General features: G+C 69.3%; 19 protein-coding genes and 2 pseudogenes. 5 read left to right on the forward strand and 16 right to left on the reverse strand.

The genetic code is table 11. The features are described from left to right. Positions 1–15: 15 nt before the first annotated feature. Together FB454_RS03200 and FB454_RS03205 are read right to left on the reverse strand one after the other, a co-directional pair. Entirely contained in the window at positions 16–1,233 is a 1,218-nt protein-coding gene (locus tag FB454_RS03200; protein WP_071094294.1) for a class I SAM-dependent methyltransferase, read from the reverse strand. Between the two features lie 64 nt (positions 1,234–1,297). Continuing rightward, entirely contained in the window at positions 1,298–2,503 is a 1,206-nt protein-coding gene (locus FB454_RS03205) for an aromatic ring-hydroxylating oxygenase subunit alpha (protein ID WP_145822452.1), read from the reverse strand. 204 nt (positions 2,504–2,707) lie between these two features. Between FB454_RS03205 and FB454_RS03210 the strand changes: the two genes are divergently transcribed. Further along, positions 2,708–3,469 (forward strand): phytanoyl-CoA dioxygenase family protein, encoded by a 762-nt coding sequence (locus FB454_RS03210; protein ID WP_232236803.1) that lies wholly within the window; start codon positions 2,708–2,710, stop codon positions 3,467–3,469. Here FB454_RS03210 and FB454_RS03215 read toward each other — a convergent pair. The 7 genes from FB454_RS03215 to FB454_RS03245 all read right to left on the reverse strand — a co-directional run bounded on the left by FB454_RS03215 (position 3,459) and on the right by FB454_RS03245 (position 9,638). Then, complete coding sequence (locus FB454_RS03215; protein ID WP_030275177.1) at positions 3,459–4,199, reverse strand: NAD-dependent epimerase/dehydratase family protein; 741 nt, start codon at positions 4,197–4,199, stop codon at positions 3,459–3,461. The genes FB454_RS03210 and FB454_RS03215 overlap by 11 nt on opposite strands. Positions 4,200–4,213: 14 nt before the next feature. Further along, entirely contained in the window at positions 4,214–4,483 is a 270-nt protein-coding gene (locus FB454_RS03220; protein WP_145822453.1) for an acyl carrier protein, read from the reverse strand. An 11-nt stretch (positions 4,484–4,494) separates the two neighbouring features. Beyond that, positions 4,495–5,694: a ketosynthase chain-length factor gene (locus FB454_RS03225; protein ID WP_145822454.1), complete on the reverse strand. Its 1,200-nt coding sequence runs from the start codon at positions 5,692–5,694 to the stop codon at positions 4,495–4,497. Further along, on the reverse strand, positions 5,691–6,962 hold the full coding sequence (locus FB454_RS03230; RefSeq protein WP_047892979.1) for a beta-ketoacyl-[acyl-carrier-protein] synthase family protein: 1,272 nt from the start codon (positions 6,960–6,962) through the stop codon (positions 5,691–5,693). The genes FB454_RS03225 and FB454_RS03230 overlap by 4 nt, the downstream gene beginning before the upstream one ends. A gap of 110 nt (positions 6,963–7,072) precedes the next feature. Beyond that, positions 7,073–8,335 (reverse strand): activator-dependent family glycosyltransferase, encoded by a 1,263-nt coding sequence (locus FB454_RS03235; protein WP_145822455.1) that lies wholly within the window; start codon positions 8,333–8,335, stop codon positions 7,073–7,075. 54 nt (positions 8,336–8,389) lie between these two features. Next, complete coding sequence (locus FB454_RS03240; RefSeq protein WP_435589872.1) at positions 8,390–9,148, reverse strand: SDR family NAD(P)-dependent oxidoreductase; 759 nt, start codon at positions 9,146–9,148, stop codon at positions 8,390–8,392. A 49-nt stretch (positions 9,149–9,197) separates the two neighbouring features. Continuing rightward, entirely contained in the window at positions 9,198–9,638 is a 441-nt protein-coding gene (locus FB454_RS03245) for a nuclear transport factor 2 family protein (protein WP_145822457.1), read from the reverse strand. Positions 9,639–9,791: 153 nt separating this feature from the next. Here FB454_RS03245 and FB454_RS03250 point away from each other — a divergent pair, with 153 nt between their 5' ends. Together FB454_RS03250 and rfbA are read left to right on the forward strand one after the other, a co-directional pair. Beyond that, complete coding sequence (locus tag FB454_RS03250) at positions 9,792–10,571, forward strand: cyclase family protein (protein ID WP_145822458.1); 780 nt, start codon at positions 9,792–9,794, stop codon at positions 10,569–10,571. 16 nt (positions 10,572–10,587) lie between these two features. Continuing rightward, positions 10,588–11,460, forward strand: coding sequence for a glucose-1-phosphate thymidylyltransferase RfbA (gene rfbA / locus FB454_RS03255; RefSeq protein ID WP_013287171.1), 873 nt, complete (start codon positions 10,588–10,590; stop codon positions 11,458–11,460). Between the two features lie 58 nt (positions 11,461–11,518). On the opposite strand, the gene rfbB is transcribed toward rfbA, so the two are convergent. Further along, entirely contained in the window at positions 11,519–12,508 is a 990-nt protein-coding gene (rfbB, locus tag FB454_RS03260; RefSeq protein WP_145822470.1) for a dTDP-glucose 4,6-dehydratase, read from the reverse strand. A gap of 142 nt (positions 12,509–12,650) precedes the next feature. Here rfbB and metK point away from each other — a divergent pair, with 142 nt between their 5' ends. After that, positions 12,651–13,841 carry a methionine adenosyltransferase gene (gene metK, locus FB454_RS03265; protein ID WP_071094286.1) on the forward strand — a complete coding sequence of 397 codons (1,191 nt, stop codon included), beginning with the start codon at positions 12,651–12,653 and terminating at the stop codon, positions 13,839–13,841. Positions 13,842–13,888: 47 nt separating this feature from the next. Next, positions 13,889–14,504 (forward strand): annotated as a pseudogene (locus FB454_RS03270) (LuxR C-terminal-related transcriptional regulator). Positions 14,505–14,623: 119 nt separating this feature from the next. Here FB454_RS03270 and FB454_RS03275 read toward each other — a convergent pair. From FB454_RS03275 to FB454_RS03300, 6 genes and pseudogenes are all read right to left on the reverse strand, one after another. Further along, on the reverse strand, positions 14,624–15,187 hold the full coding sequence (locus FB454_RS03275; protein ID WP_013287174.1) for a dihydrofolate reductase family protein: 564 nt from the start codon (positions 15,185–15,187) through the stop codon (positions 14,624–14,626). Further along, positions 15,175–15,513 carry a helix-turn-helix domain-containing protein gene (locus FB454_RS03280; protein WP_186461504.1) on the reverse strand — a complete coding sequence of 113 codons (339 nt, stop codon included), beginning with the start codon at positions 15,511–15,513 and terminating at the stop codon, positions 15,175–15,177. The genes FB454_RS03275 and FB454_RS03280 overlap by 13 nt, the downstream gene beginning before the upstream one ends. A 209-nt stretch (positions 15,514–15,722) precedes the next feature. Continuing rightward, on the reverse strand, positions 15,723–16,673 hold the full coding sequence (locus tag FB454_RS34745) for a hypothetical protein (protein ID WP_186461506.1): 951 nt from the start codon (positions 16,671–16,673) through the stop codon (positions 15,723–15,725). A 151-nt stretch (positions 16,674–16,824) separates the two neighbouring features. Then, positions 16,825–17,307: an HAD domain-containing protein gene (locus FB454_RS35250; protein ID WP_486485392.1), complete on the reverse strand. Its 483-nt coding sequence runs from the start codon at positions 17,305–17,307 to the stop codon at positions 16,825–16,827. 508 nt (positions 17,308–17,815) lie between these two features. Beyond that, positions 17,816–19,183 (reverse strand): DUF4303 domain-containing protein, encoded by a 1,368-nt coding sequence (locus FB454_RS03295; RefSeq protein ID WP_486485393.1) that lies wholly within the window; start codon positions 19,181–19,183, stop codon positions 17,816–17,818. Positions 19,184–19,552: 369 nt separating this feature from the next. Next, a pseudogene (locus FB454_RS03300) lies at positions 19,553–19,963 on the reverse strand (DUF808 family protein); the annotation flags it as partial. Positions 19,964–20,078 lie beyond the last annotated feature (115 nt).

Genomic DNA, 20,078 nt, shown 5'->3' on the forward strand with positions numbered 1-20,078 from the left:
GGTTCACGGCCGGGCTCAGACCACCCGGACTTCCGGCACATACAGGATCCACTTGCCGCCGGCCTTCCGGAACTCCTGCTCCTTGGCGATGATCTCGTCGGCGTGGTTCCAGGCGAACAACAGCGCATAGTCGGGGTACGGGGCGGCGAACGCATCCCGCGACCGCACCGGGATGTGCGAACCGGGGGTCAGCCGGCCCTGCTTGTTCGGCGTCGTGTCGGAGATGAAGGAGATCAGGTCGGGTCCGATGCCGCAGTAGTTCGTCACCGTCGCGCTCTTCGCGGTCGCGCCGTAGCCGACCACCGTCTGGCCGTTGGCCTTCAACTGCCGCAGCAGCGTGGTCAGTTCCTCCCTGGCCTGCTCCACCCGGCCGACGAACTGCTTCAGCGTATCTTGCCCGGCGAGGTCACGGCCGTGCTCCTCGGCCACCAGCGCGGCGACCCGCGCGGAGGCTGGACGGGCGCCGCGCCGCGCGATCGTGTACCGCACTTCGCCGCCGTGCACTGGCAGCCGCTCGACGTCGACCAGTTCGAACCCGAACCGTGCCGCCATCGCCTGCACCGACACGGCCGAGAAGAAGTAGAAGTGCTCGTCGTAGATCTGGTCGAACGAGGTGCGGTCGACGATCTCGGCGAGGTACGGGTCCTCGAACACGAAGATGCCGTCGGGTGCCAGCAACTCGTCGACGCCGCGGAAGATCGAGTCGAGGTACGGGATGTGGCAGATGGTGTTCGCGGCGTAGATCACCTGCGCCGGCCCGGATGCGGCCCGGATCTGCTGTGCGGAGGACTCCTGGAAGAATTCGGTGGTCACCTGTACGCCGTAGGCGCGGGCGACCGCGGCGACGCTCTGCGAGGGCTCGACGCCCAGGTGCCGGATCCCGGCGTCGGCGATGACCTTCAGCATGACGCCGTCGTTGCAGCCCAACTCGACCAGAAACGCGTCGTCGCCGGTCAGCTCGGTGTCGATGAAGTGCTTGGCGGTCTGCTCGAAGTGCTTGCGCATGGTGGCCGAGCCCGACGACAGGTACGGGTAGTGCCCGTTGAACATCAGGTGCCGCGGAACCTCCTCGATCAGCTGCACCATCGAGCACTGCCCGCACACCCCGACGGCCAGGCGGAAGAAGAACTCGTCGCCGACGTAGTCCGGCTCCAGAAAGCCGCTGGACAGCGGCTGCGGGCCGAAGTCACAGAACTCGCGCAGTTCTCCACCGCACGTCCGACAACTCAACATGACCGGTACCCCATTCTCGTGCGGCTGCTGTCGATCCGGTTACCGTCGGCCAAGGCGCTGGTCGTCAGCTCAACGACGACTGGACGGCGGCTAGCGGGCCGGCCTCCGCCGGTTCCCGGTACTCCTCGGCAAGCAGCGCGGCGGCGAGCTTGCGGTAGAACACCGGCACCGCCGGCTCCTTCGGACTGAGGTGACCGCGTCCGGCAAAACGGGATCCGACGGCCCGCTGCACCTCTTCGAGGCCACGCTGGTCCTCGCCGTTGATCACCGCGGCGTAGGCCTCGTTCCCCTCGCGGATCTGCTGAAGCTGCTCGGCGTCGGTGCCCTCGACGGTCTGACTCGGCGCCAGGATCCCGCCGCGCACCTCGGTCCGGTCGATCGCGGTCGGGATGAAGCTGAGCCAGATCACCGTCTCGCCGGCCGCGGCGAAACTCGTGCAGGGAAAGACCGAGACGTTGTAGACCTGGCGTCGCTCCTGTTCGGTCAGCCGGAGGAACTCCACCTCCTGCGGCTCCTTGAACGGCACCGTGAACCGCAGCACCAGGGGTGAATCGTCGCGCACGTCGGTGTCGGAGCCGCCCGGCGTCGACGGCTGGATCGTCTCCGGGTGGAAGCCCATGACGTGATAGTTCTCGTGGACGTTCTCGACGGCGACCTTCCAGTTGCAGTGCCAGTCCTCGACGAACGAACCCACCTGCGTCATGGCGCCCAGCTCGTAATTGCCCAGGTCCTCGCCGATGCGGCTCAGGTGGGTGCGCAGCGGCGGTGCGCCGCTGTCGAGGTTGACGAAGACGAAACCCTGCCACTGTTCGACGGCGAACCCGGGAAGCCGGCAGGTGCCGGGGTCGAAGGCGGGGTTCCCCCGCATGTGCGTCGCAGCGATCAGCTGGCCGTCCAGGCCGTAGCGCCACAGGTGGTACGGGCAGGTGAAGTGCTCGGCCCGCCCGGTACCGGCCGCGACGACCGGCATCATCCGGTGCCGGCAGATCGGCGACATCGCGTTGAGTGCGCCGGTGCGGTCGCGGGTCAGCAGCAACGGCTCCCCCGCGATCGTCAGCGCGAGGTAGTCGCCGGGCCCGGCGAGCTGGTCCGCCCGGGCCACCATGATCCACGAGCGGCGGAAGATCCGGTCCAGTTCCAGCTCATACAGCTCGGGCGAGGTGAACGCTCGTGGCGGCAGGCTGATCCACGGCGGCTGCGGCGTCACGTACTCACGTAACTGGTCCAGCAGGGCGTTGAGCTCGCCGCTGCCCCGGTTCGGTGTCGTCATCAGAACCCGACTCTCTTCCCGGTCGTAGGGCTGGAACTCCGGACGATCCCAGGCTGCGCTCGAAACGGACTCGGGCAGCGAGCACGCCGGGCCGGTGCGGGTCTACCGGCTGACGCGAAGGACTCGAGCGGCGCGCCGCACCCTGTGGGCGGCAGTCACCGTGACGGGAGGACGTAGTCCATGGGAGACACAGGCGCGCGAAGCATGATCGATCCGATTTCTGACGAGACCATCCGCCGCTACCGGGAACAGGGCTTCGTCCACGTGCCGGGCGTGCTCGACGCCGACGAGGTGGCCCGGTATGCCGAGGCGGCCGCCCAGCTCCTCGACAGCCACATGGAGATCTGGGACGGCGTCAACGGTGTCGAGGTCAACTACGTCGCGCAGGCCTGGCGCAAGAGCGACACGATCCGGGAACTGGCCCTTCACCCGGCGATCGGTTCGATCGCGCTGCAGCTCGCCGATGGCCCGATGCGGCTGTACACCAGCGAGGTGCTCGCGAAGGAGCCGCACAAGGCGGCGCCGACGCTCGTACACGACGACGAGACCGGGCTGCCGTTGTCGTCGTTGTCGCGGGCCTTGACCGCCTGGGTGGCGCTGTCCGACGTCCCGGTCGAGCGCGGCTGCCTGTCGTACGTGCCCCGTTCGCACCTGCGACCGCCGGAGCACCGGCAGGAGCACATGACGAGTTTCGAGGAGTTCGCCGACATCACCGACATCTGGCCGGAGTTCCCGTGGCAGCCGCGGGTGACCGTGCCACTGCGCGCCGGTGACGTGACGTTTCACCACTGCCGTACCGTGCATCTGGCCGGTAGCAACACGTCCGACGCACGTCGGATGGGCCACGGCATCGTGTACGTCAATGCTGACGCCACCTACCGCCCCGGCGTCCAGGACGGGCACATGGCGGGATTCGAGCCCGGCCAGCCGCTGGACGACGAGGGATTCCCGCTCATCACCCTGTAGCGCGGAGGGAGGAGAGGTAGCGGGCCAGGGCTACGCGATGGTAGCCCGGCCCGAAACCCAACGCCGTCACCTCCGGTACGAGCGTGCGCAGCTTGGCGATCGACGGGCAGTGCGACACTGTCGAGTCGAGGAGCACCCGCTCGGCCGTCACGCCGAGATGCCGCTCCAGCACGTCGATCACGGCCGCGATCTCAGCGCAGTCGCCCGACGCCACGTTGACGACCTCGTCGGTGACGCCGGTGGCGAGCAGCCGGTCGACGACCGTCATCCAGTCCTCGACGTGGACGATGTCGCGCCGGGCGCCTGGTTGGACCGTGACGCGTCCGGCGCGAAGCTGCCGGATGATGGCGGGCACGAGCCGGAACTCCGGTTCTCCGGGACCGAGCACGTACCCGAGGCGCAGGATCAGGTACGGAACGCCGCAGTCGCGGATCATCCCTTCCAGATCCAGCTTGTGCCGTCCGTACGGGAGGGCCGGCTCGACGGGGTCGTCTTCGCGTCCCTGGCAACCCGGCCCGCCGTACATGCTGACGGTCGAGAAGAACACCAACTGCCGGCCGTCGCGCACACAGTCCCGGAGTGTGTCGGCCACCAGCCGAGCCTCACGCTCGTGCTCGGCGTCCGGCAGCGGGTGCCTCGGTACCCCGGCAGCGAGCACGGTGACGCCGGGGTACGCGTCCGCAAGCGGCCGCAGATGCCGGGCGAGGAAACCGCTGCCGATCAGACGCATCGGGTCGGCACCGGTCACCGGACCTGGGCGAGGCGGTCATTGACCAGGTCGCCTAGCTGATTCAGCGTCCGCACCTCGGCCACCTCCTCCTCGGGCAGCGAGATACCGAACCGCCGTTCGACGGCGCTCGACGCTTCGAGCAACGCGAGGGAGTCGTAGCCCAGGTCGGCCAGCGGGACCTCGCCGAGGTCTTCGGCGGCCGCGTCGACGGGCTCCGCTGCGCCGGCGCAGGTGGCCAGGATGGTCATCAGATCGGGAATGCTCAATCGGACGGATTGACTCATCAGTTTTCCTTTCATGGGGCGCGAACAACCAGTGCGCTGTTGAAGCCCTGCCGGCCGCGGGCCAGCACCAGGGCAACCGACGCCGTCAGCTGCCGGGGGGCCTCGACCAGGTCGAGGGCGTAGTCCGCGACGACGTTCACGGTCGGCGGGATGACCTTGTCGCGCAGCGAGAGCAGCGCGGTCGCCACGTCGAGCGGGCCGGCGCCGGAGTACAGGCGACCGGTCATCGTCTTGGGCGCGGTGACCGGGACGCCACGCGGGCCGAAGAGGTCGACGATCACCTCGGCCTCCGCCCGGTCGGCGTCCGCGTCGCCGGCTGCGTCGGCGAAGACCACGCCGACCTCGTCCGGGCCGACCCCGGCGTCGGCGAGGGCCGCCCGCACGGCACGCCCGAGGTTGCCCGGACGACCCGAGCGCGGTGAGGGATCGAACGTGGCGGCGTACCCGGCGATCTCGCCGTAGACGTGGGCACCACGCTCGCGGGCACAGTCGCCGTCCTCGACGGTGAGGATGGCGCCGCCCTCGCCGGGCACGTGGCCGTTCGCCTTGCGGTCGAAGGGAAGGTAGGCATGGCGCGGGTCGTCGGCGGTGGACAGCATGCCGCTGGAGATCAGCGCGGCCAGCCCGTACGGGGACAGCGCGGAGTCCATCCCGCCGGTGAGCACGAGCGGCGCGCCCTTTCGGACGGAACGGCGGGCGTGCGCGATGGCGTCGAGACCACCGGCCTGGTCGGCGACGAGTACACCGATCGGGCCGCGCATGTCGTGCCGGATCGAGATCTGGCCGGAGTTGACGGCGTAGAACCAGGCAAACGACTGGTAGACGCTGACGTGGCTCGGTCCGTCGGCGCACAGGTGCTCGAGCTCTTTCTGTCCGAACGCGAATCCGCCCGACGCGCTCGCGGTCGACACGCCGAGGTCGGTCGCGGCCAGCGCCGACCGGTCGATGTCGGCGTCGGCGACCGCCCAGTCCGCGGCGGCCAGGGCGAACCTGGTCATGCGATCGGTCTGCGGCAGCAGCCGGCTGGGCAGGTGGTTCCCGGCGTCGAAGCCGGTGACCACGCCGCCGAGGCGGCTCGGGTAGTCCTCGACGTCGAACAGGTCGATTCTCCCGATCGCGCTGCGGCCCCGCAGGGTCGCCGCCCAGTAGTCCCCGGCACCGACGCCGTTGGGCGCGACGACGCCGAGCCCTGTCACCACGGCGGTGCTCATGCTGCCACCGCCTCGGGCGCGGAGAGCACCATCGCGCTTTGGAATCCGCCGAAGCCGCTGCCCACGGTCAGCACTGTGGAGAGCTTGCGCTGCCTGGCCTCGCGTGGCACGTAGTCCAGGTCCAGCTCCGCGTCGGGGTGGTGGAGGTTGGCCGTCGGTGGCACGACGTCGAACTCGATCGCCATCGCGCTGGCGGCGACCTCGATCGCTCCGACGGCGCCGAGCGAGTGTCCGATGACCGGCTTGATGGAGCTGATCGGCACGTCGTAGGCGTGCATGCCGAGGCCCCGCTTGAGCGCCTGGGTCTCGTGGCGGTCGTTCTGTCTGGTCGCGGTGCCGTGCGCATTGACGTAGTCGACGGCGGTGGCCGGGATGCGGGCGGTGTCGAGGGCGGCGCGGATCGCCGCGGCCATCTCCTGCCCGTCGGGCCGCAGGCCGGTCATGTGGAAGGCGTTGCCACGGGAGGCGTACCCGCGGATCTCGGCGTAGATGTGCGCGTCGCGGCGGCGCGCGCTCTGCAGTTCCTCCAAGACCAGGACCGCCGAGCCCTCGCCGAGCACGAACCCGTTACGCGTACGGTCGAACGGCCGCGCGGCGGTGCCTGGATCGTCGTTGGTGTTGGACGTGGCCTTGATGGCGTCGAAGCAGGCAACCGTGATCGGCGCGATCGGCGCGTCGGTGGCGCCGGCGATCATCATGTCGACCGATCCGTCGCGGATGAGGTCCCAGGCGTGTCCCACCGCGTCGATGCCGGAGGTGCACCCGGCCGACACGACGGCGTTGGGTCCTTCCGCGCCGGCGGCCCAGGCCACCTCGGCCGCCATCGAGCTGGGCACGAAGTAGTCGTACAGGTCGGGGCCGGCGAGCCGGTGGTCGACGAGCCAGTCGCGCCCTTCGTGGCTGACCGCGCGGTAGCGCTCCTCCAACCGCAGCGTGGCGCCAACGGCGGTACCGAGACTCACCCCGACCCGGTGCGCGTCGTCGCGGTCGACGACGAGGCCGCTGTCGCTCATCGCCTCCCGCGTGGCGGTGAGCGCGAACAGGGCGGCCCGGTCCAAGCGCCCGATGTCGTGCTCGCTGAAGCCGTACTGGAACGGATCGAAGTCACACTCGGCAGCGATCCGCGACCGGAAGCCGGTGGAGTCGAAGGCGGTGATCAGGCGGGTCATCGGGGTGCCCGCCACGATGCGTTCCCAGAAGGCCTTCGCTCCCAACCCGCCGGGCGCGACGACGCCGATCCCGGTGATGACGACCCGACGTTGACTCACGCAGACTCCCCCGCTCTTGCGGACCTGCTCATTGGTGCCGGTCTCCTACGATCGACGATGGAGTCGCGGGCTCGAGCCGAGGTCGAGCGTGTCTGGAGCGGGTGTCTCTCTCAGCCCGCTGCCGTTGGCCGGTTCGCTGCCGTGAGTCGTTCGAGGAGAGCTACGACCTCGCTCGGCGCGGGCATGGCGAGCGCCTCCGATCGCAGGCGTCGGGCCGCCGCCGCGATCCCCCGATCGTGAAGCGCCCGGCCGACCAGGTCCCGCAGGCCGGTCAGGTCGTTGGCGTACAGGCCGGCACCGGACCCGGCGAGACGGCGTGCCTTCAGACCGGTGTCCCACAGCATGTCCGGCACGACGACCTGCGGAACGCCGTGCACCAGCGCGGTCTGGAAGGATCCCGCCCCACCGTGCGACACGACCGCCGAGCACAGCGGCAGCAACACGTCCAGCGGCACGAAGTCCACGATCCGCACCCCGTCGGCCTCGACGTCGTCGAGGGTGGCGATCACCTCGACGCCGAGGTCCGCGACACCCTGGAGGATCCGGCCGACGGAGAGCCGATCGGTGCCCCACACCTCGCGATGCGCCATGCCCAGCGTGATGCACACGCGTGCGGTGCCGGCCTCCAGTTCGCTGATCCAGTCCGGCACGACGGAGGCCCCGTTGTAGGGCACGTACCGCACACCGACGCGCGGCAGCCCGGTATCCAGCGCGAGCGAGGACGGAACCGGGTCGAGGGTCCACTGACCGACCACAAGGTCCTCGGTGAACCCGGATCCGAACCGGCCGAGCCACTCGGCGAGAGGGTCCTCGCGCAGGATCGCGGGACGGGCCGCGAGAGCCGCGAGGTAGTGCCGGCGCAGGTTGCCGAGGACGTCGAGGCCGAACAGGAAGCGGGCGTGCGCGGCACCGCACGACTTTGCGGCGATCGCGCCGGCGAAGTACATCGGGTCCCAGATCACCAGGTCGGGGTGCCAGTGCGCGGTGAAGGCGACGAGTTCGTCGAGCGCCCGGCGCGGCATGGTGTTCTGCAGGACGACGTTCGTCCAGGCGGTCAGGGTGCCGTGGAGATAGTCGTAGGTCAGCGACTCGGTGCGGGTTTCGCTGATGTCGAAGGTGTCGAGCCACGACCCGGCCTCGCCGTCGGCGGGTGGGCGTTCCTCCTCGCGGGCCTCCGCGTCGCGAACGTGCTGCGCGACGTCGAGCATGTCGCCAACCGGCACGGCGGTCAGCCCTGCACCGAGGATGTCCTCGGTCGCGTCGGGTTGGGTCGCCATGCAGACCTCGTGCCCTGCGGCACGCAGCGCCCAGGCGAGCGGCACCTGATTGTTGACGTGGGAACTGGACGGAAACGGCGTGAACAGCACTCGCATGCGCGCACCATGCGGCCGCACGCTCGACGTGACGCTGAGCGACGCTGGAGCCGGTCAGGCCTCCAGGGGCTCCCGGATCGGCGGATCGGAGAGTCCCGCGATCTCCAGGATCCGGGCCGCCGACTTCCTGGTGCTGGCGACCGGTCCCAGCGGCGGGGCCTCGGCTGCCAGGCGGCGCCGCGTCCGGTCGTACACGTCCAGGCGCGGCGTCGACTTCATGGCGTTGCCGAGAGTCGTCGCGTGCGGGCCGGGTTCCAGCATCGTGACCCGGACCCCGAAGTCGCGGCTCTCGTCGGCCAGGGCCTCGCTGAGGGCCTTCAGGGCGGCCTTGCCGGCGCCGTAGAGACCGTAGCCGCCCCGCCCTTCACCGGCTCCCTTCGATGTCACCTGGAACAGGTGACCGGCGCCACGGGCGCGCAGCCGCGGCAGCACCGCCTGCGACACCCACAGCGCGCCGAGGAAATTCACGGCGAGGTGATCATGCACCTGCTCCTCGGTGTACTCCTCGACCATTCCGGCGAGCAGCTCGCCGGCGTTGTTGAACACGACATCGAGGCCGCCGAGCTGGGCGACCGCGCGATCCACCGCGCCGAACACCGCCGCTCGGTCGGACACGTCGGTCGGCAGGGCGAGCAGCCGGCCCGGATACTTCCGGTCGAGCGCGGCCAAGGAGGTCACGTCGCGAGCCAGGCCGGCTACCCGGTCACCGGCTTCGAGAGCCTCCTCGGTCACCGCCCGGCCCAACCCGCGCGATGCGCCCGTGACGAGCCAGACGCGTCCCTCATGTCGTGTCACATGACGACCCTGCCACACGCGGCCGGTGCCGCGCTCGCACCGCGCTCGACGACGACGGCCACGGCCCTCAGGGGAGGTCGTCGCGGGTGACCCGACGGTGCCGCACCAGCAACTCGTCGCCCGCGGCAACGAGTTCGTCCTCGCACACGCACATGATGTCCAACCGCGGCTGACCGCCCTGCGGCGTCACCACGACCTGCGTGTAGCTGCGCACGAAGAGCACACCGTCGGCGCGCGGCTCAACCGCCGCCATCGTCAGCAGGTGCCTGACCTGTTCACCCTTGTCCGCGAGCGCCGCGGCGGCGCTGCGCACGCCCGCCTCCAGCGCTTGGCGGCCACGGATCGGCTCGGGCGCCGACGGCGGGACGAACACGCCGTCCGGAGTGAACATGGCGGCCCACTCGGCCGCCTCGCCGGCATCGAGCAGGTGCATGTGCCGGGCGTAGAAGTCTTGGACCCGGGCGTACGTGTGGGTCGCACCCGCGGTCTGATCGGTGTCCAGCGGCATGGAGTCCTCCATCGGCTTTCTCGGCTTCCGCTCGACGGTGCCCGGTACACATCGAACTTCCCTGGTTCCGGCCGCAAGCGACGCTCGACCGCCGTTCCGGCCGCCGCGCGCAGCATCGAGGCCATCCGACTGACGCGACCGCGGAGGTGCTGTGTGCGGCTGATCGACCTATCCTCAGCGATCGACGCATCGTCTGCCGAGCCCGACCCGGTGGTGCACAAAGTGCTCACCCCGCGCGAGGGCGCCGAACACATGTGCGCCGAGATGCGCAAGCACTTCGGTGTCGACTTCGACCCGCACGAGCTGCCCGACGGCGAGTTCCTGTCCCTCGACCGCCTCTCGCTGACCAGTCACACCGGCACACACGTCGATGCGCCGTCGCACTACGGCTCCCGTACCACGTACGGCGACGGGACGCCGAGGCACATCGACAGCATGCCGCTGGACTGGTTCTTCCGGCCCGGCATGGTCCTCGACCTCACCGACGCCGGGACGGGCGTGATCGACGCGGCCCGCATCGAGAAGGAGTTCGCGCGCATCGGCCGGCGTCCCGACCCGATGGACATCGTGCTGCTGCACACCGGTGCCGACGCCCGGGCGGGTACCCCGGAATACTTCACCCGGTTCGCGGGCCTCGACGGGCCCGCCACCCGGCTGCTGCTCGACATGGGGGTGCGCGTCATCGGCACCGACGCGTTCAGCCTGGACGCGCCGTTCGGCGACATCATCGACCGCTACCGCAGGACCGGTGACCGGTCGGTGCTGTGGCCGGCGCACATGGTCGGGCGCGAGCGCGAGTACTGCCAGATCGAGCGCCTGGCCAACCTGGGCGAGCTACCCACGCCGTACGGCTTCCGGGTCGCGTGCTTCCCCATCCGCATCGCCGGCGCCGGTGCCGGCTGGACGCGCGCCGTCGCGTTGATCGACGACTGAGGACCGAGGTGGACCAGTGAAGGGCATCATCCTTGCCGGCGGCTCCGGAACCCGGCTGCGACCGCTGACGCTGGCCGTGTCGAAGCAGTTGCTGCCGGTCGGTGACAAGCCGATGATCTACTACCCGCTGTCGGTGCTCATGCTCGCAGGCATCACCGAGATCCTGCTCATCTCGACCCCCGCCGACCTCGTGCAGTTCCGGCGGCTGCTGGGTGACGGCGCGCATCTCGGGCTCCGCTTGAGCTACGCCGAGCAGCCGCACCCGGGCGGCATCGCCGAGGCGTTCCTGATCGGCGCCGACCACATCGGTGACGACGAGGTCGCCCTCGTGTTGGGCGACAACATCTTCCACGGGCTGCGCTTCTCCGACCTGTTGCTGGAGACTGCGCGCGAGGTGGACGGCTGCGTCCTCTTCGGCTACCCAGTACACGATCCGGAGCGCTACGGCGTGGCCGAGACCGACGGGGACGGCCGACTCGTGTCCATCGCGGAGAAGCCGGCGAAGCCACGCTCCAACCGGGCCGTCACCGGGCTCTACTTCTACGACAACGACGTCGTCAACATTGCCAAGAACATCGGACCGTCGCCGCGCGGCGAGTTGGAGATCTCGGGCGTCAACCAGGTCTACCTCGAACGCGGGCGGGCCCGGCTGGTCGACCTCGGCCGGGGCTTCGCCTGGCTGGACACCGGTACGCCGGAGTCGCTGCTCCAGGCGAGCCTCTACGTCGGCACGCTGGAGGCCCGGCAGGGCGTGCGGATCGCCTGCATCGAGGAGGTGGCGCTGCGGATGGGGTTGATCGACGCCGCCGCCTGCCACCGGCTGGGCGAGGCGATGGCTGGTTCGAGCTACGGCCGTTACGTGATGGACATCGCGGGTGAGCTGGCCTGAGCACGCCTGAGCCGGCCCGTTCCCGGGCCGGCTCCGCCAGGCGTCAGGACGGAGCCGGTCAGCGACCCAGTCGCCGGTAGCGCTCCTCCGTCGCGTCCTTCTGCGGCTTCCACCACCACCCGTTGCGGCGGTACCAGTCGATCGTGCCGGCCAGGCCGGCGGAAAGATCGGCGTACCGCGGCTTCCAGCCCAGCTCGGTCCGCAGCTTGTCGCTGTCGTTGGCATAGCGCGCATCGTGCCCGGGGCGGTCCGTGACCAAGTCGAAGTCGTCCGCGGGCCGGCCCATCAACTCGAGGATCAGACGCACGATCTGTCGGTTGTCGCATTCCTGCCCGGAGCCGACGAGGTAGGTCTCACCCATCCGGCCGGACCGCAGGATCGCGTCTATCGCCGTGTTGTGGTCGTCGACGTGGGTCCATTCCCGGACGTTGCCGCCCCGCCCGTAGACCTTCGGCCGGTCACCGGCGAGGACGTTGGTGATCTGCCGGGGGATGAACTTCTCGACGTGCTGGTAGGGACCGTAGTTGTTCGCGCAGTTCGAGATGGTGGCTCGCACCCCGTAGGAGCGCACCCAGGCGCGCACGAGCATGTCGGAGCCGGCCTTCGTGGCCGCGTAGGGGCTGGAGGGGTCGTAGCGGCTCAACTCGGTGAACCGCTCGTCGGAGTCCAGCGGGAGATCACCGAAGACCTCGTCGGTGGAGATGTGGTGTAGCCGCCGATCGTAGCGGCGTACCGCCTCGAGCAGGTTGAACGTGCCAACCAGATTCGTCTGCACGAACGGCGCCGGATCCAGCAGCGAATTGTCTACGTGGGATTCGGCCGCGAAGTGCACGACGGTGTCGCTGGCCGCGACCAGCCGATCCAGCACTTCGGCGTCACGGACGTCGCCGTGCACGAACTCGATGTGATCGAGGATCGGCCGGAGGGAGCTGCGGTTCCCTGCGTAGGTGAGCGCGTCCAGCAAGATGATCCGGTATCCGGGATGACATCGACGGACGTGGTGCGCGAAGTTCGCGCCGATGAAGCCCGCTCCGCCGGTGATCAGCATGGTCGTCATACGGGCACGCTAACGATCCCGGCCGCGACATCACTGGAACGCCGATGGACGCATCGTCCGCCCGCTCTTGAGCCTTCCTTGAGCCGGTGCCGCCAGGCTTCGGCGACCGAGTCCGCCACCCCCGAGGAGCACCGTGACACGTCGCCTCTTCACCTCCGAGTCGGTGACCGAAGGCCACCCGGACAAGATCGCCGACCAGATCAGCGACGCCGTCCTCGACGCCCTGCTCGCGCAGGATCCCCAAAGCCGCGTGGCGGTGGAGACGCTGATCACGACAGGTCAGGTCCACGTCGCCGGTGAGGTGACCACGCGGGCCTACGCGGACATCCCCCAGATCGTCCGGGACACCATCCTGAACATAGGGTACGACTCGTCGCGGAAGGGCTTCGACGGTCTGTCCTGCGGCGTGAACCTCTCCATCGGCGCGCAGTCGCCCGACATCGCGCGCGGCGTGGACCGGGCGATCGAGCGGGTGGCCGGCGGCTCGGTGCACGCCCTCGACACCCAGGGCGCCGGCGACCAGGGGATGATGTTCGGCTACGCCTGCTCGGAGACACCCGAGCTGATGCCGCTGCCGATCGCGCTGGCGCACCGGCTGGCCCGCCGGCTCGCCGCCGCGCGCAAGGATCGGACGATCCCCTACCTGCGACCCGACGGCAAGACCCAGGTCACCATCGAGTACGACGGCTCGCGCCCGGCCCGCCTGCACACGGTGGTGGTGTCGTCCCAGCACGCCGCGGACATCTCACTCGATTCACTGCTGGCCCCGGACGTGCGCGAACACGTGATCGAGCCGGAGCTGACCGGCCTGGGCGTGGACGTCGAGGACTACCGGCTGCTGGTGAACCCGACGGGTAGATTCGAGATCGGCGGGCCGATGGGCGACGCAGGCCTGACCGGCCGCAAGATCATCGTCGACACCTACGGCGGATACGCTCGCCACGGCGGTGGCGCGTTCTCCGGCAAGGACCCCTCCAAGGTGGACCGCTCGGGGGCGTACGCGATGCGCTGGGTCGCCAAGAACGTGGTGGCGGCCGGCCTGGCCGAGCGTTGCGAGACGCAGGTCGCATACGCGATCGGCAAGGCGCGCCCGGTGAGCTTCCTCGTGGACACGTTCGGTACCGAGAACGTCCCGACGCACCGGATCGAGCGCGCGATCGACGAGGTGTTCGACCTGCGGCCGGCCGCGATCATCCGCGACCTGCGCCTGCTCCGCCCGATCTACCGGCAGACCGCCGTCTATGGCCACTTCGGCCGGGAACTGCCCGATCTGCTGTGGGAGAACACCGATCGCGCGCAGGACCTCAAGGACGCCGCGGCCTGAACACAACGGCGGAAAGCTGCCACGCTTCCTCGGACAGCACGCGCGTCATGACCATCCGCGTGCTGGTCGCTGACGACCAGGACATCGTCAGAGCAGGGCTCTGCATGATCCTGAACGCCCAACCGGGCATCGCCGTCGTCGGCGACGCCGCGTCCCGATGTATGCCTGCTGGACATCCGCATGCCCGAGGTCGACGGGATCGAAGCCACCCGCCAGCTCGCCGGGGCCGACGTCGCCGATCCTCTGGCCGTCGTCGTCATCACCACCTTCGACCTCGACGAGTACGTCTACGGCGCGCTCAAGGCAGGCGCCCGAGGCTTCCTCAAGGACGCCGGCGCCGAGATGCTCACCCAGGCCATCCATGCCGCCGCCCGCGGCGACGCCCTGATCGCACCGAACATCACCGCGAAGCTCCTGTCCTCCTTCGCGAACAGCCGCCCGCGCTCGGTACCACCTGAACCTGTCGAGCCGCTGACCGCTCGCGAGGAACAGGTCCTGCTGGCTGCCGCTCGCGGGCGGACCAACAGCGAGATCGGCGATGAGCTGTCCATCAGCCTCAGCACCGTCAAGACCCACATCGCCGCCCTGATGCGCAAGCTCAACGCCCGCAACCGCGTCGAGATCGTGATGTGGGCCTTCGAGACACGCCGCGTCGGCACCTGATCGGCGCCCGCAGGCTCGACTTGCGGAAACCAACGCTGACCACTTCGGTCTCCCTGGGAGGTCTCCGGTCGGATCAGCCGTCAGCGCTCCGCCGTCATGCAAGCGCTGGCGATCGTCGTTCACTGCCCGAGAGGGCGGTAGCGGAGGTGTACGACGCCGTTTCGGAATCGGCGCTCATCGAGGAGTTCAAGGTCGACGCGCATGCCGGTCGGCAGGCCCGGCTTACCCCCGCCGACGACCACGGGCCAGACGAACAGCTGGCACTCGTCGACCAGCCCGGCCTCAAGAGCCTGCGCCGCGAGGTTTGCACCTCCAACGGTGAGATCGCTGCTGGCCGTGGCCTTCAGTTCGTGTACCGCCTCGGGGTCGAAGCGGCGTTCGAGTCGGGTGTCGGCGGTTGACACCGCGGCGAGGGTCGTGGAGTACACGACCTTTCTCGCTGCCTGCCAGGCGCTTGCGAAGTCGGCCATGAGGTCGGACTGGGCGGCCAGAGCGGCGTCGGTCTCCCAGACGGCCATCGCCTCGTATAGCCGCCGCCCGTAGAGGAACGTGCCCACGGACCGCAGGAGATCGGTGTAGAGAACGAATAGTTCGTCGTCCATCGGCAACCAGGCGAACGCGCCGCGTTCGTCCTCCATGTAGCCGTCAAGCGACACGTTATTCACGTAAATCAGCTTTGCCATGCCCCTACCTCTCGATGATCAACCGCAACAGCCTGGACACTCATCAGCGTGGCGTCCAGCGTGGTGAACGCCTGGAGCCGGGCCACCGGCTCCTCCGGCACAGCGAGCGCCCGGAGCCGGCATACAGAGCCCGGCCCGCGGTCGGCGCGCTGACCGCAGCCCAGGTGGCAAGGTCGATCGGCCACCCGCACGTTGTCGAAGACCGCGTGCATCACCTGCGCCGTTACCAGCCCCAGCAGCGCGGCCCGGCCCGCGAAGTAGCCGTCCCAGTAATCGCACATACCGAGGGCCAGGAACGCCTCGTTCGGCACCTCGGAGAAGATCACGGTGGCAATGGGCCGACGAGATCGAACATGCAGCGGACCTTGGCGCACGGGTGCATCACCCATCACCTCCTGTGACCGCGACAGCACCCTCGTAGGCTGTCCCTCACACTGACTACGAACGCCCCTGCCCGAATCCGACAGCCGCTGCCCTACCTGTCAGGCTTCCCGCGGCCGCCACCCTGCAAGCCAAGCGGGCCCGACGACCCCGCCTACCCGGCGAGGATGCACGCCGAGCCCAGACCGTGGCCCAGCACAAGGCCAAAGCACGGCAACTGGTGCCCCGGCTGGCGTCGACCAGCACACGAGGCCACCGACCTGACCGCAGACCACCCGCGGGCAGTCGGCCGGGGCGGAGGCGAACGCGAACCCCTCGCCGTCCTCTGCGTCTGTACGGTTCCCACACTCAGGGTGACGTCGCGCTGAGTGCGAATGCGGCGCGACCGATCGTCGTACAGGCGCCAGCCGGCGGCGGTCATCGAGACGGCGAAGAACAGCGTCTTCGGGTCCGCGGTGATCTTCAGGTGGGCGAGGCCAGAGGGTGCGCCCGGGATCTCCTCCTGGCTGACCACGTTGATCGTGGCCCAAGAGTCGCCGTGGGCGATAGCGCTGCACATCTTCCACGTGAGCACGAACGGCACTCTGCCACCCGGCATGGTGTCGCCAGCTGCTTCGACGATTTCCCCGTACGTCAGCCGGCGCACGGCGGTCTTCGGATCGACACCTCTCCGCCGCGCGATTTCGCGCAGTTGCTCTGTGCGGGCCTCCGCGGGTTTGCGTCCCTCCGGCGCACCGAGCAGTTCCCTGACCGCCTCGCCGCCCTTGATGTCCAGAGCAGCGAAGCGCAACCGCCGGCGGACTCGCTCGGCCCGGTCGTCCGGCGCGAGCAGCCATACCGCCGCGCTTGCGTTCTCCAAGGCGGCTCGGGCCAGCGAGTACGGGGCGTACATGTGCATGACGTGCGCGTCTTTCAGGACGGTGCGCAGGCAGTGCAGGTGGTCGACGGCGTGCGAGAGGGCGTGCCAGGCAGCCTGGCTGAGCTGGTACGGATGCATCTCCTTGTTGTCGCGGCTCAGCGTGCTGCGCTCCTGGGGGCGTTCGTGCGGCCCGGCAGGGTCCATGCGCTTCAGCCAGGGATCGATGCGGTCGAGGTGCCGGAACATCTCGGCGGACGGTGGCCCGCTACTGCCGGGCGATGGTGCGGGCCGAGTCGCCGGACGCATCGGCGGCGATCATGGGGCGGGCCACCGCGGTTACTCAGCGACACGACAACCGACTGGAGCCTGAGGTCGCTGGCACACCCTCTAGAGCGTCCTAGGGCGTGGTCTCCTCGTTCATGCATGTGGAGCCGTCTTTCATCAGCCATCCTGCGATGGTGTTGTAGTCCGCATCGGTGAGGCCATGGCGTGGGTTGACACGATGCAGGAGCGCGGGAGAGCTGTGGTTCGCGGCCACCCAGGACCGGTCGGCGTCGGTGATCTCGTCGTCGACCCAGACGAACCGGCGTCCCGCGGCCCATTCGACGAGGTGGCGGGTCTTCCAGTGCAGCCGACCGTCGTCGTCATCTTCGTCCGGCCAGTCGACGATGGGCAGCTGAGGCAGGCCGAGCCGCGGCGCGAGTACCTCGTTCGCTTCGGCCATCCAGGTCGTGGCCCAGACCAGGTCGCACGGCAACGCGGCCAGGCGACGGCCGTGTTCAGGGCTGAGTCCGGCCAGCAACGGGTTGGGTTCGTCGTCCATCTGCCGCGCGGCGCCGGCGAACGGCAGGAGTGTTCCGTCCACGTCCAGGAACAACAGCGGACGCGTACCGATCCCGTGTGCGGCGAGGCGGCGTACGCTCGCCTCACCGAAATCCTCATCCGGCCAGATCTGGTCCGCGGCCCAGTCCAGCCACTGGTGCGGCGGCTCGTCGGCCTGGAAGTACGCGATCCGCGCCGCCTGGTCCATGGGGGCGGACTCCCACCAGTGCCACCAGAGCATCAGGTGCCATTCGCCGTAGCCCATGCGCCAGCCGATGCTGTACCGCTCGATCTCCGGGTGCGCTCGCCATGGCGGTAGAACCCGGCTGTGAGTGTCAAGCTGTTCGCGCACCGCGGCGTCGAGAAGTCCGCGGGTCCGTTCGTCCACTAATTAACGCTCCTTCACGGTCCGGCAGCTCAACCCGGCTCCACCCCATGGTGGGGGTCATTGCTTATCCGACGTCCGCGAGGGCCAGGTCGCGATTCAGCAGCTCTCACGAGTTGGCCGCGGCAGCCCAGGCATGGGCGCGCCAACGGCTGCCCACCCCACGTGAGCACATACGCGGTCACGCGGGTCGCCCGTTCTGTTCCCGTAGCCAGTAGGCGGCGGTTTCGCGGACGTCTTCGTTTGGGTCGTTGAGCGCCTCGCTGATCACGTTCGCGTGCCGGTAAGACTCCTTGCGCCAGCCACGCAGGGAAAGGATCGCCAGCCGTCGCACGGTGGCGTCCGGGTCCTGGCTGACCGTCTGTCCGAGTAGCGGAAGGACCCGCCTCGCGACGGCGGCACCGAGACGCCGTTCGCCGAGCACGCACACCGCGTGCCGGCGGATGACGACGTACGGCGAGGCCAGTCCGCGGATCGCTTCGTCGACCTCGCCGACGGTGATGTCGCAGTACCCCCGCCCTGGCTTGAGCTCCTCGGCCAGCGCCGGCACATACGCCGGCCGGCGCTCGATGACGTCCTGCAAGGGCCGGTAGTCCAACCGCCGTGCGATGACCGCCTGGTTGCGGAAGCTGGTGTACGGGGCGGCGACGGCGGTGATCACAACCTCCTGCGGAAGACGGTGGATCTGGTCGAGCACGAGATCGAGGCGGCCCAGCCGCGCCAGCGCACGGCCCGCCCACGACTGGTCCGGTCCTTCCCGCTCGGTCAGCGCCTCGTGCAGTGCCCGCAGGACGCCGCCGTCGGGTTGGCCGATGTCGGCTAGCAGCTTGGCGGCCCGCCACGCCCGGTCCTTGGCAGAGAGCAGGGGGATCAAGGCGGGAAACGCGGCCAGCCCGAGATCACGCAGCGCCACCTGGGCGTCCTCGCCGCTGATCGGGCCGTCAAACGCGTCCAGCCGGGCGACGTGGTACGCGGCGCGTCCGGCCTCCGGTAGTGCGGCGACCCGGGCCATCACGACCGCCCGCTGGTCGTACTCAGGGATGTGCCGGCTCACCTCACGTTCGGTGAGGACGCGTTTGATCAGCGTCTCGTGGTACTCGTCGTCGAGCAGCAGCACCACGAAGTCCCGGTCGGTGACGCCGCTGGTGCGAAGTGCGACCCTGGCTCGCTTACACACGCGCACGAGCATCGACAGGTACCGGCGGAACGTCGCCTCCCACTGCCGGGTCGTCCCTCGGCAGGCCTCCGCGGCCAGCTGCCGTTCCCGATCCCGGGTCAGGCCCTCGGCGAGCCACTCGTCGTCGTAGTGGTCCCAGTCGGCGGCGTTCCACCGCACATCCGTCTGCTCCTCGGCGGGAAGCTGCGCCAACGCTTCGACACTGTTCATCGCGAGGCTGGGCAGGGTGATCTGGCCATCGGTCTCGCGGTAGATCCGGTCCAACGCCGCGGCGTAGAACCGCTCGTCAGGATGTTCGGCGATGGTCGACCGGACGGCTTGCACCAGGGCGTCTACCAGCACGCGCTCGAAGCTCGCCCAGTCCAAGCCCACCGCCACCCCGCTATCCTGCCCGAAACGGCCGCTCCCCTCCCCGATGGCTGCCCCGCCAATCCCGTCCGGCCCGAGAACCGCCCGGGCCGAACCCGATGTTGGTAGCGCCCTGGCCTGGTCTTGCATCGCTCGGGATGCGGGCAGTAGGCGCGCGTGGAGTCAGTTAGCCGTTGGTCTTGGTGGCTGCGGGGACGCGGCCAAGGGCGCGGTCTTTGTGTCGGTAGGTCACGATGGCGACGACGACACCAATACCGCGTCAGAACGGCCCACTACCAGTGAAGACTCTGGCTCCACCAGGTGCGGCTGGAGTACTGAGCGGTTCAGCACCAGAACGCCTGACCCCCTGGTCGAATTGCGATGATTTTGCGGTCACCCGCGCGGCGCTCGGTCCACAGGAGCGTCGCGACGCTGAGCTGCACGGCTCGGCGGAGCGGGGATGATGCCGTCAGTACGAGTCGCGGCCGCCGCAGTCGCAGTCGCAGGCTTGGATTTGCGGCGGTGGAGCGTGAGAGTCATGACCAGCACGACCAGCGCTCCGACGATCAGCCCGAGGATCGCGCTGGCCACCGTGTTGACGAGCCAGCCGACGAGCCCGCCGAGAACACCCGTGGCGTCGTGGGCGGCCACCTCCACGTGGTGCACGGCCTCGTACAGGAAGTGCAGGTTCAGCTCGTTCGTGCCCAGCAGCAGGATGTGCCCGCCCACCCACAGCATCGCCGCGGTGCCGACCACCGTCAGCACGGTGAGGACTACCGGCATCGCCCTCACCAGACCGCGGCCGAACGTGGCGACGGCGCCGGTGAGCTACCCCCGCTTTCATGGAGCTTCTTGATCATGGTCTGATGGCCGTGGGGAGGAAGTTGTCCGTGGCAGCACCGAAGAAGTACCCCGATGA

This window comes from Micromonospora sp. CNZ297 (assembly GCF_007827625.1).